The 13576-nt window shown below is 70.7% G+C and carries 15 protein-coding genes; 7 read left to right on the top strand and 8 right to left on the bottom strand.

Going from position 1 to position 13576, the window contains the following annotated elements; genetic code table 11:
- Position 1 precedes the first annotated feature (1 nt).
- Both MD221_RS15115 and MD221_RS15110 read right to left on the bottom strand, forming a co-directional pair.
- Positions 2–1060, bottom strand: a complete 1059-nt coding sequence (locus MD221_RS15115) for a sensor domain-containing diguanylate cyclase (RefSeq protein WP_242112736.1) — start codon at positions 1058–1060, stop codon at positions 2–4.
- Positions 1061–1161: 101 nt separating this feature from the next.
- Positions 1162–2172, bottom strand: a complete 1011-nt coding sequence (locus MD221_RS15110) for a helix-turn-helix transcriptional regulator (RefSeq protein WP_242112734.1) — start codon at positions 2170–2172, stop codon at positions 1162–1164.
- An 86-nt stretch (positions 2173–2258) separates the two neighbouring features.
- Between MD221_RS15110 and MD221_RS15105 the strand changes: the two genes are divergently transcribed.
- From MD221_RS15105 to MD221_RS15095, 3 genes are all read left to right on the top strand, one after another.
- Positions 2259–2840, top strand: a complete 582-nt coding sequence (locus MD221_RS15105) for a DUF1579 domain-containing protein (RefSeq protein ID WP_242112733.1) — start codon at positions 2259–2261, stop codon at positions 2838–2840.
- An 8-nt stretch (positions 2841–2848) separates the two neighbouring features.
- On the top strand, positions 2849–3433 hold the full coding sequence (locus MD221_RS15100; RefSeq protein WP_242112731.1) for a hypothetical protein: 585 nt from the start codon (positions 2849–2851) through the stop codon (positions 3431–3433).
- 82 nt (positions 3434–3515) lie between these two features.
- Positions 3516–4139 carry a hypothetical protein gene (locus tag MD221_RS15095; protein ID WP_242112730.1) on the top strand — a complete coding sequence of 208 codons (624 nt, stop codon included), beginning with the start codon at positions 3516–3518 and terminating at the stop codon, positions 4137–4139.
- Between the two features lie 15 nt (positions 4140–4154).
- On the opposite strand, the gene MD221_RS15090 is transcribed toward MD221_RS15095, so the two are convergent.
- The 6 genes from MD221_RS15090 to MD221_RS15065 form a co-directional block, all read right to left on the bottom strand.
- Positions 4155–5162 carry an alpha/beta fold hydrolase gene (locus MD221_RS15090; protein WP_242112728.1) on the bottom strand — a complete coding sequence of 336 codons (1008 nt, stop codon included), beginning with the start codon at positions 5160–5162 and terminating at the stop codon, positions 4155–4157.
- An 82-nt stretch (positions 5163–5244) separates the two neighbouring features.
- Positions 5245–6111, bottom strand: a complete 867-nt coding sequence (locus MD221_RS15085; protein WP_242112726.1) for an alpha/beta fold hydrolase — start codon at positions 6109–6111, stop codon at positions 5245–5247.
- Between the two features lies 1 nt (position 6112).
- Positions 6113–6268, bottom strand: coding sequence for a hypothetical protein (locus tag MD221_RS15080; RefSeq protein ID WP_242112725.1), 156 nt, complete (start codon positions 6266–6268; stop codon positions 6113–6115).
- Positions 6269–6376: 108 nt separating this feature from the next.
- Positions 6377–7207 carry a helix-turn-helix transcriptional regulator gene (locus tag MD221_RS15075; RefSeq protein WP_242112724.1) on the bottom strand — a complete coding sequence of 277 codons (831 nt, stop codon included), beginning with the start codon at positions 7205–7207 and terminating at the stop codon, positions 6377–6379.
- A gap of 53 nt (positions 7208–7260) precedes the next feature.
- Positions 7261–8292 carry a transporter gene (locus tag MD221_RS15070; RefSeq protein WP_242112723.1) on the bottom strand — a complete coding sequence of 344 codons (1032 nt, stop codon included), beginning with the start codon at positions 8290–8292 and terminating at the stop codon, positions 7261–7263.
- Positions 8293–8731: 439 nt separating this feature from the next.
- A complete protein-coding gene (locus MD221_RS15065) occupies positions 8732–9160 on the bottom strand; it encodes an organic hydroperoxide resistance protein (protein WP_242112722.1) in 429 nt (142 codons plus the stop codon).
- Between the two features lie 119 nt (positions 9161–9279).
- On the opposite strand from MD221_RS15065, the gene MD221_RS15060 reads away from it, so the two are divergent.
- The 4 genes from MD221_RS15060 (at position 9280) to MD221_RS15045 (ending at position 13572) form a co-directional block, all read left to right on the top strand.
- The gene (locus tag MD221_RS15060; protein WP_242112721.1) at positions 9280–10110 is read left to right on the top strand and encodes an AraC family transcriptional regulator; all 831 of its coding nucleotides are present in this window, start codon (positions 9280–9282) and stop codon (positions 10108–10110) included.
- A 45-nt stretch (positions 10111–10155) separates the two neighbouring features.
- The gene (locus tag MD221_RS15055) at positions 10156–10584 is read left to right on the top strand and encodes a CopL family metal-binding regulatory protein (protein ID WP_242112720.1); all 429 of its coding nucleotides are present in this window, start codon (positions 10156–10158) and stop codon (positions 10582–10584) included.
- A 118-nt stretch (positions 10585–10702) separates the two neighbouring features.
- Positions 10703–12568 carry a copper resistance system multicopper oxidase gene (locus MD221_RS15050; protein WP_242112719.1) on the top strand — a complete coding sequence of 622 codons (1866 nt, stop codon included), beginning with the start codon at positions 10703–10705 and terminating at the stop codon, positions 12566–12568.
- The gene (locus tag MD221_RS15045) at positions 12565–13572 is read left to right on the top strand and encodes a copper resistance protein B (RefSeq protein ID WP_242112716.1); all 1008 of its coding nucleotides are present in this window, start codon (positions 12565–12567) and stop codon (positions 13570–13572) included. The genes MD221_RS15050 and MD221_RS15045 overlap by 4 nt, the downstream gene beginning before the upstream one ends.
- Positions 13573–13576 lie beyond the last annotated feature (4 nt).

The following is a 13576-nucleotide window of genomic DNA, read 5'->3' as shown; positions in this document are numbered from 1 at the left end:
CTCATGTCGGATTTGCGACGTGCGCGTCCGCCACCCGGTTGCGACCGGCCTGCTTGGCCCGGTACAGGGCATTGTCCGCGCTTTCGATCCAGGCGGCGACGTCCAGCAGGCGCGCATCGGCCATGGCCAGGCCGATGCTCGCCGTGCAGCGGAAGTCCGGATCGCCGAAGCGCGCCTGCGCGATCTCGCGGCGGATGCGCTCGGCCACCTCGCGCGCCTCGGCCGCCGGCGTCTCCACCAGCACCAGGCCGAACTCGTCGCCGCCGTAGCGCCCGGCGGTGTCGGTTTCGCGCACGCAGGTGCGCAGCACCCGCGCCACGCGCTGCAGCACCAGGTCGCCGAAGGCGTGCCCGTAGGTGTCGTTGATCTGCTTGAAGTTGTCGATGTCCAGCATCAGCAGCGCCGAGGGACGGCCGGCGCGGCGGCCGCGCGCCATTTCCGCCGCCGCCGCTTCCTCCCAGTGCTGGCGGTTGGACAGCTCGGTGAGCGCATCGGTGCGGCTGAGCCGGCGCAGCAGGCGGTTCTGCCGCGCGACCTTGCGCCCCAGGGCGTAGCTCATCGTGCTCAGCGCCAGCGGATAGGCCAGCAGGAACGGCAGGCTGGCCACTAAGGTCGCCATCGAGCCCTGGGGCTGGAAGGGAAAGCCCAGCGCCGCCCACGTCACCGCGCAGACCAGCGCCTGCAGGGCGGCGGTCCGCGCCAGGAAGCGCCATCCGCCCACCGCGATCTTGTCGGCCGAGAGCATCACCGCGATCAGCGCGCTGGGCACCGCGTTGAACTGCATCATCGCGATCCACAGGCCGCCGAACATCGAATCGACCATCAGGCTGCGCTTCTCGGCGCGCAGCGGGAAGCGGCTGCGGCGCGCGAGGAAGTAGGCCAGCACCGGCCACAGGTAGCCGTTGAACACCAGCAGCGCCCACACCGGCGCCGAGGCGCCGTGCTCGTACAGGCCGGCGCCGACCGCCAGGCAGCCCGTGCCCAGCCCCAGCGTGCGCATGCGGTAGATGCGCGAAACGAAATTCAGGTGCTCTCCCGATCGCCTCGCCGCCTCGTTCACGTCGCCCCCCTGCCCATGCGTCCCCTAAGCGCGGCCGGCTCCGTCCCGGCTCCGCGCCATCTTAGGCGCCACCGGGACCGCGTGCGGTGAATCGGAATCCTTCACATTCCGGTTTGCCTTCGCGTCCGGCGCACGGTTGGACGGTCGCGGTGCAGCCCGGCGATCCGCGCGGCGGTGGCCGCCAGCTGCGCGCGCAGCGCCGGCGGCCCCAGCACCACCACCTCCTCGCCCAGGCGCATCAGCTCGCGGATGCCGAAACCGAAGGACTCCAGCGGCAGCTGGCAGCGCACCCATCCGCGCCGGTCGGGCTTGCCCGCGGTTTCGGCCGCCCGGCGCACCACGTAGGGGCCGAGCAGTTCCAGCATGTACACGCCCTGCGGCGAGAGCCGCACGTCGGCGAGCTCGTGGTAGACCCCGGCCTCGTACTCGCGCACCGCGCGCTCCCAGTGCGCGACCAGGTCGAAGCCGGCGGGGCGCTCGAAGGTCTCCTCGCAGATCTCGGCGTCGTGGATGTTGGCGGCGCGATAGGTGCGCACGGACTTGCCGCTGCGCGCCACCAGGTACCAGATGCCGCCCTTGAGCACGAGGCCGAGCGGCGCCAGGCGCCGCGGGCGCGCCTCGGTCTCGCCGGAGCGGCGGTAGCGCAGCCGCAGCATGCGCTCGCTCCACACCGCGCGCGCGATCGCCGGCAGCGAGGGCAGCAGATCGGCATCGTGGAACCAGGACTCGGCATCGAGATGGAAGCGCGCGGCGATGCGCTCGGCGCGCAGCTGCATGTCCGGCGGCAGCGCCGCGAGCAGCTTCAGACGCGCCGTGGACAGCGCGTCCGCCACGCCCAGCTGCGCGGCCGGGCCGGGCAGGCCGGCCAGGAACAGGGTTTCGGCCTCGGACTGGTTCAGCCCGGTGAGCATGGTGCGATAGCCGTCGCGCAGGCGGAAGCCGCCGCCGCGCCCGCGCTCGGCGTAGACGGGGATGCCGGCCGCGCTGAGCTGGTCGATGTCGCGGTGGATGGTGCGCACCGCCACCTCGAACTCCGCCGCCAGCGCGCGCGCGCTCATCCGGCCGCGGGTCTGCAGCAGCATCAGGATCGACAGCAGCCGGCTGGCCAGCATGCGTTGAGATTCTCGTTAATACATGACATCAGATGGCATGTTTCGGCGCCATGCTAGCGCGCACCGACTCCCGAAGGAAACGCCGCATGCGCCGCCATCACACCCTCCTCGCCTGCCTGCTGCTCGCCGTGGCCCCGGCCGGCGCCGTTCATGCCTCCCAGGACACGCCCAAGTCCGCCGAAGGCGCCGGCAACCTCGCCGGCCTGCACGATTTCGATTTCCTGGTGGGCGACTGGAAGGTGCGCCACCGCAAGCTCAAGGCGCGCCTGGTCGGCAGCCGGGACTGGACGGAGTTCGACGGCACGCTGAGCATGCGCAAGCTGATGGACGGCCGGGCCAACGTCGGCGACAACCTGTTCAACACGCCGGACGGCCCGTACCGCGGCATCGGCTTTCGCGCCTACGACCCGAAGACCGGGCAATGGGCCAGCTGGTGGCTGGACGGGCGCAATCCGTTCGGCGCGCTCGATCCGGCGATCAAGGGCGGCTTCAAGGACGGCATCGGCACCTTCGAGGCCGTGGACACCCTGCAGGGCAAGCCGATCCGCATGCGCGTGACCTGGTCGAGGATCACCGCCGAGACCGCGCGCTGGGAGCAGGCCTTCTCCGCCGACGGCGGCAAGACCTGGGAAGTGAACTGGGTGTCCGATTTCCAGCGCGTGCGATGAGCCCGGCCATGACCAGACTGCGCATCGCCCTCGCCGCCCTGCTGCTCGCCGCCGCCGGCGCGGCGCCCCTCGCCCATGCCTCCCAGGACACGCCCGGGTCCGCGGACGGCTCCGGCGATCTTTCCGGCCTGCACGATTTCGATTTCCTGGTCGGCCACTGGAAGGTGCATCACCGCAAGCTCAAGGACCGCCTGGCCGGCAGCCGCGACTGGGTGGAATTCGAGGGCGAGATGACGATGCGCACGCTGCTGGACGGCCATGCCAACGTCGACGACAACCTCCTGCGCGTGCCCGGCGGCGAGTACCGCGGCCTCAGCCTGCGCGCCTACGACGCGAAGACCGCGCAATGGGCGATCTGGTGGCTGGACGGGCGCAATCCCGCCGGCGCGCTCGATCCGCCGGTGAAGGGCCGCTTCCGGCACGGCGTGGGCACGTTCTATTCGAACGACACCTTGCGCGGCAAACCCATTCGCGTGCGCTATACCTGGTCGCGGATCACGCCAGGCTCCGCGCGCTGGGAGCAGGCCTTTTCCGCCGATGCCGGCAAGACCTGGGAAACGAACTGGGTCATGCGCTTCGAGAAGACGCGATGACTCGAGAGGACACGATAACGCTGCAGGACACGACGACGGACCGGCACCGTCCTTCGACACACCTTCCAACCGAGACCTTCCGATGACACGTTCCGTTTCGACCGCGCATTCGACCGCGCGCCGCAAGCTGCTGATCGATGCCCTGGCCGGCGCCGGCGCCGCCGGCCTGCTGCCTCTGGCCGGGGCCACCGGCGCGGCCGGCAAGCCCCGCGTCGCGCAGCTGCCGGCCAATCCCGCGACGCCGGCCGGCGGCATGCACGATTTCGACTTCTTCGTCGGCCACTGGCACGGCACCAACCGGCGGCTGAAGCGGCGCTGGGCCGGCAGCGACGACTGGGACGTCTTCCCGGGCGATCTGCGCTGCGAAAGCCGCATGGGCGGCGGCGTCAACATCGACGAGGTGCGCTTCGCCACCAAGGGCTGGTCGGGGATGACGGTGCGCATCTTCAATCCCGCCAAGCGGCAATGGGCGCTGTACTGGATCAACAGCATCACCGGCGAACTGTTCCCGCCGGTGTTGGGCGGCTTCGACGGCCGGCATGGCGAGTTCTACGGCGACGACAGCGACGAGGGCCGTCCGGTGAAGGTGCGCTTCCGCTGGAAAAGCATCGATGCCGACAACGCCTACTGGGAACAGGCCTTTTCCCTGGACGGCAAGGAGTGGGAAATCAACTGGACCTGCGACTTCAAGCGCATGCAGGCCTAGGCCGCGCCGGGGCGGCTAGCGAAACGCGGCCGCCTCGGGCACCCAGGCGTTCCACAGCAGGCGCGCCTCCTCGGCGATCACGTCGGGACGCTCCTCCGGCCAGAACAGCTTGCTGCGCTCCAGCCGCCTGACGCCGCGCGAGTTGCCGAGCGCGCGGTCGAGATAATCGGGACTGTGCGGCGAAAAGATGGTATCGCCCATGCCCCACACCACGCGCGCCGGCGCGGTGCTGCGCCGCAGCTGCGGCGCGATGCCGGCCAGCAGGTTGGGTTCCAGGCCGATCGCGTAGGCATGCAGCAGCGCCTTGCTGCGCGTGCTGGCCAGCAGCGGAGCGAAGTACATCTCGATCGCCTCGTCGCTCGGCTGCGCCGGATCGGCGTAGCACATGCCGCCGATCCCCTGTGCCGAGCGTGCCAGCGCCTTGTCCGCGCGCCACGGCGCCAGCCACTGGTCGGCGAACTTGCCCTGCCTGGCCAATTCGATCACCGGCAGCAGCGCCGGGGGTGGGCTGTCGGTCTCCACGTCGCAATTGGTCAGCAGCAGCGTGCGCACGCGCCGCGGATGCCGGACCAGCAGCAGCTGCGCCACCGTGCCGCCGCTGTCGTTGGCGACCAGGTCGACGCTGTCGATGCCCAGCGCATCGAGCAGGGACACCAGCATCGCGACCTGTGCCTCGGGGCCGACGTCCTGGCCGCGGGCCACCTCGGTGTGGCCCAGGCCGAGGAAGTCCGGCGCGATGCAGCGGCGATACGGCGACAGCCGCTCGAGCGCGCCGCGCCACTGGAAGCTGTTGAGCGGGAAGCCGTGCAGGAACAGCGCCGCCGGCCCGGCGCCGCGCTCGACGTAGGCGATCCTGCCGAAGGGCGTCTTGGCGAAGCGACGCGCGGCGCGGAAAGCGGGGGCGTCCAGGCGATCGCCACCGGTCACGGGCGAGACGATACCCAGGCCGCGACTAAGGCAGCCGCTGATCGCGCCCGCGGTTAAGGCGCCGCCCGCGATCTGGAGGAAATGTCTGCGGTTCATGGCAATTCCATGGAAATTGGAATGAAAAGTGACGAAAAACGGTGCGACGGGCATCCGCCGCACCGGTGCGGGCATTGCCGCGCTAGGCGCTCGCCAGCCAGTGCGCGCGCAGCGTCCGGTTGAAGGCCTCCCAGCGCTCTTCGGGAAAGAAGATGCGCGCCCCCTCGAACTCGACGCGTTCGCGCGTGCCGGGAATCGTCTCGGCCAGCCAGCGCGACCAGGCGAGGTCGAAATAGACGTCGTCCGTACCCCAGGCGATCAGCGTCGGCGCCTGCAACGCCCGCAGCTTCGCCTCGACGGCAAGCGTATGGCGCGGATCGAAGGCGGCGAGGAAGCGCTGCAGATCGCGAGTGCGCTGTTCGCTGCGCAGCAGCGGACGCAGATACGCCTCGATGTCGGCGTCGCCGAGCGACTGCGGGTCCTCATACGCCGGCCCCAGCGCCTGCGGCGAGCGGTAGACCGACTTGTCCGCCAGCATCCCTTCCAGCGCACCGCGCAGGCCGCCGGCCGCCGCCATCGCCAGGAACGGCTTGAACGCTTCCGGCGGCCAGTTGTCGTGCGTGTCGCAGTCGGTCAGGGTCAGGCTGCGCACGCGCTCGGGATGTTCGGCGGCGAAGATCTGCGCGATGCCGCCGCCGCTGTCGTTGCCCACCAGGTCGACGCGATCGATATCCAGCGCATCGAGAAACTCGCGCAGCATCCGCGCGTTCGCCGTCACCGAGACGTCCTGGTCCGGCGCGATCTCGGTCTCGCCGTGGGCCAGCAGGTCCACGGCGATGCAGCGCCGCAGGTCGGACAGGTGCGCGAGCTGGTGCCGCCACAGGTGGCCGTTGAGCAGCACGCCGTGCACGAACAGCGCCACCGGCCCGTTGCCGCGCTCGGCATAGCCGACGCGGCCGGAGGCGGTCTGCACGCTGTAGCGCGCGGGGGAGGAAAGATTGCCGTCCATGTCAGGCCTTCCCCGCCGACGCGGCCGAGGCATAGGCCTCCTTGAGTTTCTGCGCGCATTCGTCGCAGCACACTTCCACGGTCTTGCCGCCGATCTTGACCTGGAAGGCATTCTCATCGAGCGGGTAGTCGCACGCCGCACAGGTTTTCTCCGCCATGACACTCTCCGAAAGCACCCGACGTCCGGGTGCGATCAGTAGGCCACCGGGGGCCCGGGTGCCGCTGTCAGAATCTTTAGCGAGTTCCCGCCCCGGCCGGGCGCGGCCTCAGCGGTGCAGCGCCGCCTGGCGGAATTCCGAAGGCGAACGGCCGTAGGTCTGCTGGAAGGCGGCGCTGAAATGGCTGTGGCTGGAGAAGCCCAGGTCCTGGCCGAGCGTGCTCAGGTCCTCGTACTGCCCGAGCAGGTCCAGCGCGCGCGCCAGCCGCAGGCGCAGCTGGTAGCGGTACAGCGGCAGGCCTTCCACCTGCTGGAACACCTGGGTGAGGTAGACCGGCGAGACGCCGACCTCGGCCGCGATCTCGGCCAGCGTCCAGCGCCGCGACAGGTCGGAGGCCAGCACCAGCTTGGCGCGGTCGACCAGGCGCTGGCGGCCGACGCTGGCGCCGGCCACGTGCGTGGTGCGCGGCCCCAGCGCGCGCTGCGCCAGGGTCAGCGCCAGGCTTTCGGCTTCCAGGTGCTCGGCCACGTTCCGGCGCAGGCTGTGGCGCAGCATCGCCACCAGCGCCTGCGTGCGCGGGTCGATGCGCAGGCGCTGGTGGCGAAAGGCGAGATCGCCGCCTTCGCGCACCAGGTCGGCCGGCGCCAGTTCGCGCAGGATCGCCTCGTCCACCGACAGCGACAGGCTGGCATCGCCGCCGGTCACCGGATGGCTCACTTGATAGCCCTCGCCGGTGTTGAAGAACAGCACCTGGCTGGCTTCGGCCACCGCTTCCCGGCTGCCGACGTGGCGCACGTAGACGCCGCGGTAGGGAAACACCAGGTGGCTGGCGCTGGCGCACTCCTCCGCGCTCTTGTGCTTGCACTCGCCGCGGCAATACACGTCGCGCACCGCGACGATCGGCGTTTTCAGCAACAGCTGGACGGTGAACTCGGACATGCCAGGACCATCCGCGGAAGGCTCCGCCGGGCGATCTACTCTACCCGCTTGCGCTAGTCCTTGCGCCTGCCGAAGGCCAGGTACGCCAGCAACAGCGTCAGTACGATCAGGCCGACCACGATCAACAGGAAACCGTGACCGTAGTCGGACAACGGGATGCCGCCCACGTTCATGCCGAACAGGCCGGCCACCAGGTTGATCGGCAGCGCCATCACCGTGACCATGGTCAGCACGAACAGGGTGCGCCCGGTCTGCTCGTTGACCAGCGCGGCCAGCTCTTCCTGGATCAGCTTCACGCGCTCGACCAGGGCCGCCGAGTCGCCGATCGCCGTGGAGAACTCCTCGGCGGCCTGCTGCAGGTCCTGGATGTCCTCGCGGCTGATCCATTCCGGCGGGCGGTTGAGCAGGCGGAACAGCGCCGTCGGCTCGGGCGCCATCAGCCGCTGCAGCCGCACCAGCGAGCGGCGCAGCGCGCTCAGCTCCTTGCGGTCGGTGGAGATGCGGTTGGCCAGCAGCTTGTCCTCGATGCCGTCGACCCGGCGCGTGGACTTGCGCACGATGTCGCCGAGCACGTCGGCCTGGTCGCGCAGCAGGTGCGCCAGCAGTTCCACCGGCGAGCGGAAGGCATGCCCGGCACGCACCGACGCGCGCAGCTGGTCCACCGAGCGCAGCGGCCGCAGCCGCGCGCTCACCAGCAGGCGCGGACCGATGCACAGGCTGGTGGTGCCCACCTGCGAGGCATCGAAGGTGGAATCGAACAGCACGTCGTGGATCACCGCCACCAGCGCGCCGGCGTCCAGCTCCAGGCGCGTGGAGCCGACCTCGCTGCGCAGCGATTCGAAGAAGGCATCCGGCAGCGACAGCGCGCGCTGCATGTAGCGCTCGGACGCCTGGTTGGAGAGCGAGAAATGCAGCCAGAGGAAATCCTCGCCCTCGCCCTGCGCCTGCGCGGCCAGGAAGGTCGGCACGGCGTCGGTGCTGATCGGCTGCGCCGGCTGTCCGGGCGCGAAGCGGAAGCCCCAGATCAGGCCGTGCTCGTTCGAACCGTAGGTGTTGTCGATGATGCGCACGTCGCCGGCCGCCACTGTCGTGTCGCGGCTAGGCTAGCGGAAAGGCGACGCGTTGTGCCGGCCATAGGCCGCGCGATCCGGCGCAGACGCGCCGCTGCGCATGGCACGCGATGCCCGGGAAGGGCGCCTCGTCGAGAAAGAGGCGGAAGCGGCGGAGGCGGCCGCAGAGAGAGGGCGGCCGCAGAGAGAGGGCGGCCGCCAGATCCGCCGGCGGCCGGCGTCCCTGCCGGCTTGTGTCGGATAGCGCCAGCAGCGCCGCGTCCATACGGCGCCCGAAAATGCGAGTTGACCAGGGGAATGGGGTATCGCACTTCGTTGCTGGCAGGGATAGCGTGCCGCATGCGCGGGCCGATGCCAATCGGTGATCGCCGCTCCCGCGTGTCGGGTTTTTCCTACACGAATCGACCGCCGGCACGACATCCGTGCATCCTGTGTAGGAAGTCGCCGCACGACGTCAGTCGGCGACCACCAGCGTCACCTCGATGTTGCCGCGCGTCGCATTCGAATACGGGCAGACCTGGTGCGCCTGCTCGACCAGCGCCTGCACCTGCTCGCGCGGCAGGCCCGGCGCGGAGATGCGCAGCTCGGCCTGCAGGCCGAAGCCGTGCGCGATCGGGCCGATGCCCACGCGGCCGGTGATGCCGGTGCTCTCCGGCAGCGCCACCTTGGCCTGGCGGGCGACCAGCTTCAGCGCACTCAGGAAGCAGGCCGAGTAGCCGGCGGCGAACAGCTGCTCCGGATTGGTGCCGGGGCCGCCGGCGCCGCCCAGTTCCTTCGGCGTGGACAGCTGGACGTCCAGGGCGTTGTCGGAACTGACGGCGCGGCCGTCGCGGCCGCCGCTGACGCTGGCCTGGGCGGTGTAGAGGATCTTGTCGAGGGACATGGCGGTTTTCCTGATGGAGGACGGGGTGGCCGGGCTATTCGCCGGTGAACGCTACTTTGCGCCGATTGCCGAAACGAAAAGTGACATAGAATCCTGAAAACTTGATCGAGAGTACCGCCATGCCCGACCGGCTCCAGGCCCTGCTCGAACGCTTCTCCGTCCGCGCACAGATGTTCCATGCCGGCGCCCTGTGCGGGATCAACGACCTGGTGCCCGAGGACGGCACCGGCCAGCTGCACCTGATCCGCAGCGGTCCGGTCGAGGTCAGCCATGGCGGCGCCGGTAGTGCGCTGCATGTCGCCGCGCCCAGCCTGCTGCTCTACCCCCGCCCGCTGCCGCACCGCTTCGTCACCGACGCCGAGCGCGGCGCCGACTTCGCCTGCGCGCACCTGCGCTTCGACGGCGGCACCGCGCATCCGATCGCCGCGGCCCTGCCCGATGTCGTCTGCCTGCCCCTGGACGCCGTGGCCGGTGCGCGGGACGTGCTGGCGCTGCTGTTCGAGGAGGCCTTCCTGCAGCGCTGCGGCCGCCAGGCCCTGCTCGACCGCCTGTTCGAGGTGGTGCTGATCCAGATCCTGCGCCAACTGATGGAAAGCGGGCAGGCCCAGGTCGGCATGCTCGCCGGCCTGTCGCATCCGCGCCTGCGCCATGCGCTGGTGGCGATGCACGAGCGGCCGGCCGAGGACTGGTCGCTGCCGGCGCTGGCCGCGCGCGCCGGCATGTCGCGCAGCGTCTTCGCCGGCGCCTTCCGCGACACCGTCGGCTGCACGCCCGGCGCCTACCTGCAGCGCTGGCGCATCGGCCTGGCGCAGCAGGCCCTGCGCCAGGGGCTGCCGCTCAAGCGCATCGCCGACGAGGTGGGCTACGGCAGCGAGGCGGCGCTGTCGCGCGCGTTCAAGGCGCACAGCGGCGTCTCGCCGCGCGAATGGCGGCAGGCCGAAGCCGCTTGAAGCCCGGGCTCCCCGCGTTCACCGCGGCTGCGCTACCCTAGACGCATGTCCCTGCCGGCGCGCCTGCTGCGAATCGTGCTGATCCTGACCCTGGTGCTGAACGGCATCGGCTCGGCGGCCGCATCGATGCACCTGCACGCGCCGATGCCCGCGCAGCCGATGCACCATGCCGGCATGGACGGTGCGCAAGCGCCTGCGGCGCCCTGCGCCGAACACCACAAGGGCATGTCCTCCGGCGCCATGGCCGCCGCCGAACACGCCGCGCCCACGGCGCCCGTGCAGCACGACGACCCGCGCGCCCCGGACTGCTGCAAGCAAGGCTGCGATTGCGCTTGCGTGCATGCCTGCGCCTCGGCCCTGGTCGCGGCGCTCTCGCCGCCGCCGGTGATGCCGCACGCCCTCGGCGTCGCCTTCATGGCCCCCGGGCGTCCCGCCCCGGCGCTGCCGCATCTGATCCGACCTCCCATCGGCTAGGGAATCCCCGGCGCCACGCGCCGGCCGGCCGTGTCCGATGTCCCGCAGCGCGGGACTCGTCACGGCACGAACGTCCGCCTCGCGCGGACACTTCCCTGGACATTCGTGGAGTTCCCTCATGTCATCCGATTCCTTCGGCGGCGCCGACGCTGCGCGCCTTCTCTCGCGGCGACGCTTCGTGCAGGGCCTGGCGGCCGGCGGCACGGTCGCCGGCCTCGGCCTGTGGCCCAAACCCAGCTGGGCGCTCGCCGGCCCGGGCCAGCCCGGCACGCTCTCGGGCACCGAGTTCGACCTCGCCATCGGCGAAACGCCGGTCAATTTCACCGGACGCACGCGCCCGGCCATCACCGTCAACGGCTCGATCCCGGCGCCGCTGCTGCGCTGGCGCGAGGGCACCACGGTCCACCTGCGCGTGCGCAACGCGCTGCCAGCCGGTTCGATCCACGGCCACGAGACCTCGATCCACTGGCACGGCATCCTGCTGCCGGCAAACATGGACGGCGTGCCCGGCCTGAGCTTCGACGGCATCGGTCGCGGCGAAAGCTTCCATTACCGCTTCCAGGTGCGGCAAAGCGGCACCTACTGGTACCACAGCCACTCCGCCTTCCAGGAGCAGGCCGGCCTGTACGGACCGCTGGTGATCGACGCGGCCGAACCCGAGCCCTTCGCCTACGACCGCGACTACGTGGTGATGCTCAGCGACTGGACCGACCTCGACCCCGCCGCGCTGTTCTCGCGCCTGAAGAAAATGCCGGGCCACGACAACACCTACAAGCGCACCGTCGGCGATTTTGTCCGCGACGCGCGCCAGGACGGCCTGAAGGCCACCCTCGCCGACCGCCGCATGTGGGGCCGGATGCGCATGACCCCGACCGACCTGTCGGACGTCAACGCCCACACCTACACCTACCTGATGAACGGCACCACCGCGCTCGGCAACTGGACCGGCCTGTTCCGCTCCGGCGAGAAGCTGCGCCTGCGCTTCATCAACGGCTCGGCGATGACCTACTTCGACGTGCGCATCCCCGGCCTGAAGATGACCGTGGTCGCCGCCGACGGCCAGCACGTGCACCCGGTCACCGTGGACGAGTTCCGCATCGCCGTGGCCGAAACCTTCGACGTCATCGTCGAACCGTCCGGCCAGGACGCCTTCACCGTCTTCGCGCAGGATTCCGCGCGCACCGGCTACGTCAGCGGCACCCTCGCCGTGCGCGAAGGCCTGCGCGCGCCGGTGCCGGCGCTCGACCCGCGCCCGCTGCTGACCATGACCGACATGGCCATGGATCACGGCACGGGCCACGGCATGGGCGGCGCGGCCGGCGGCAAGGGCATGGAAGGCGGCTGCGGCGCGAACATGGGCATGGCGGGCATGCAGCATGGCGCCTCGGCGCCGCCGGCGGCGGCGTCCGCCGACCCGCATGCCGGCCACGCCATGCCCGGCATGCAACGCGACGCCGGCATGCAGTCCCACCCGCCCGGCGAACGCGGCAACCCGCTGATCGACGGCCAGGCGATGACGCCCACCTCGCGCCTGGACGACCCGGGCAACGGCCTGCGCGGCAACGGCCGCAAGGCGTTGAGCTATTCGATGCTCAAGAGCACCTTCGACGACCCCGACGGCCGCGATCCCGGCCGCGATATCGAACTGCACCTGACCGGCCACATGGAAAAGTTCGCCTGGAGCTTCAACGGCCAGAAGTTCTCCGATGCCGCGCCGCTGCAGATGAACTACGGCGAGCGCCTGCGCATCGTGCTGGTCAACGACACCATGATGACGCACCCGATCCACCTGCACGGCCTGTGGAGCGACCTCGAGGACGACGCCGGCGACTTCCTCGTGCGCAAGCACACCATCGACATGCCGCCCGGCAGCAAGCGCAGCTACCGCGTGCGCGCCGACGCGCTCGGCAGCTGGGCCTATCACTGCCACCTGCTGTACCACATGGAAGCGGGCATGATGCGCGTGGTGAGGGTGGACGAATGAAGACGACCGCCTTCTCCCCGAGCCCCGCCCTGCTCGCCGCCGCGCTGGCGCTCGCCGCCGGTCCGCTGGCCGCGCAGTCGCACGATCACGCGGCGATGCATCCTGCGGCCCAGTCAAAGGAACGCGCCAAGCCGACGCCTTCGCAACCGGATTCGCATGCCGGCCATCCCGCGACGCCGGCATCCGGAGCCGATCCGGGCATGGATCACGCCGCGATGGGTCACGCGCCATCGGCGACGACCTCCACGCCCGTCGATCACGCCGCGATGGGGCACATGGCATCCCCGCAAACTCCGCGCACGCCGATCCCCCCGCTCAGCGACGCCGACCGCGCCGCCGCCGTCGCGCCCGCGCACATGCACGCGATGCACGACAACGGCCTGCACAGCTACGTCCTGTTCAACCGCCTGGAAACCTGGGACGCCGATCCCGGGCGCGGCCTCGGCTGGGAAGCGCAAGGCTGGATCGGCACCGACCTCGACCGCCTCTGGCTGCGCAGCGAAGGCGAACGCAGCGACGGCCACACCGAATCGGCCGACCTGGAAGTCCTCTACGGCCGCAGCGTGGCCCCCTGGTGGGACCTCGTCGCCGGCGTGCGCCACGACTTCAAGCCGGGCGATGCGCAGACCTTCGCCGCGTTCGGCGTGCAGGGCCTGGCCCCGCAGAAGTTCGAAGTCTCCGCCACCGCCTACCTCGGCGAGCGCGGCCAGACCGCCGCCCGCCTGGAGGCCGAGTACGAACTGCTGCTGACCAACCGCCTGATTCTGCAGCCCCTCGTCGAGGCGACCCTGTTCGGCAAGGACGACCCCGCGCGCGGCATCGGCGCCGGCCTGGGCACCGTCGAGGCGGGCCTGCGCCTGCGCTACGAGTTCACGCGCAAGTTCGCCCCTTACGTCGGCGTAGTGCACGAGCGCGCGTTCGGGAAGACGGCCGACCTGCGCCGCGGCGACGGCGAACCCGGCGATGACACGCGCATCGTCGTCGGCCTGCGGACCTGGTTCTAGGAGA

Origin of the sequence: Luteimonas aquatica, from assembly GCF_022662575.1 — a bacterium.
In the GTDB taxonomy this organism is placed as follows: domain Bacteria; phylum Pseudomonadota; class Gammaproteobacteria; order Xanthomonadales; family Xanthomonadaceae; genus Luteimonas; species Luteimonas aquatica.
The sequence above is the reverse complement of the archived record's forward strand: the minus strand, read 5'-3'. Positions and strand labels throughout refer to the sequence as shown.

Bases quoted from the DNA above. Each gene is read 5' to 3' on its own strand.
- MD221_RS15110 (WP_242112734.1), bottom strand. From the start codon at position 2,172: ATGCTGGCCAGCCGGCTGCTGTCGATCCTGATGCTGCTGCAGACCCGC.
- MD221_RS15105 (WP_242112733.1), top strand. From the start codon at position 2,259: ATGCGCCGCCATCACACCCTCCTCGCCTGCCTGCTGCTCGCCGTGGCC.
- MD221_RS15100 (WP_242112731.1), top strand. From the start codon at position 2,849: ATGACCAGACTGCGCATCGCCCTCGCCGCCCTGCTGCTCGCCGCCGCC.
- MD221_RS15095 (WP_242112730.1), top strand. From the start codon at position 3,516: ATGACACGTTCCGTTTCGACCGCGCATTCGACCGCGCGCCGCAAGCTG.
- MD221_RS15090 (WP_242112728.1), bottom strand. From the start codon at position 5,162: ATGAACCGCAGACATTTCCTCCAGATCGCGGGCGGCGCCTTAACCGCG.
- MD221_RS15085 (WP_242112726.1), bottom strand. From the start codon at position 6,111: ATGGACGGCAATCTTTCCTCCCCCGCGCGCTACAGCGTGCAGACCGCC.
- MD221_RS15080 (WP_242112725.1), bottom strand. From the start codon at position 6,268: ATGGCGGAGAAAACCTGTGCGGCGTGCGACTACCCGCTCGATGAGAAT.
- MD221_RS15075 (WP_242112724.1), bottom strand. From the start codon at position 7,207: ATGTCCGAGTTCACCGTCCAGCTGTTGCTGAAAACGCCGATCGTCGCG.
- MD221_RS15065 (WP_242112722.1), bottom strand. From the start codon at position 9,160: ATGTCCCTCGACAAGATCCTCTACACCGCCCAGGCCAGCGTCAGCGGC.
- MD221_RS15060 (WP_242112721.1), top strand. From the start codon at position 9,280: ATGCCCGACCGGCTCCAGGCCCTGCTCGAACGCTTCTCCGTCCGCGCA.
- MD221_RS15055 (WP_242112720.1), top strand. From the start codon at position 10,156: ATGTCCCTGCCGGCGCGCCTGCTGCGAATCGTGCTGATCCTGACCCTG.
- MD221_RS15050 (WP_242112719.1), top strand. From the start codon at position 10,703: ATGTCATCCGATTCCTTCGGCGGCGCCGACGCTGCGCGCCTTCTCTCG.
- MD221_RS15045 (WP_242112716.1), top strand. From the start codon at position 12,565: ATGAAGACGACCGCCTTCTCCCCGAGCCCCGCCCTGCTCGCCGCCGCG.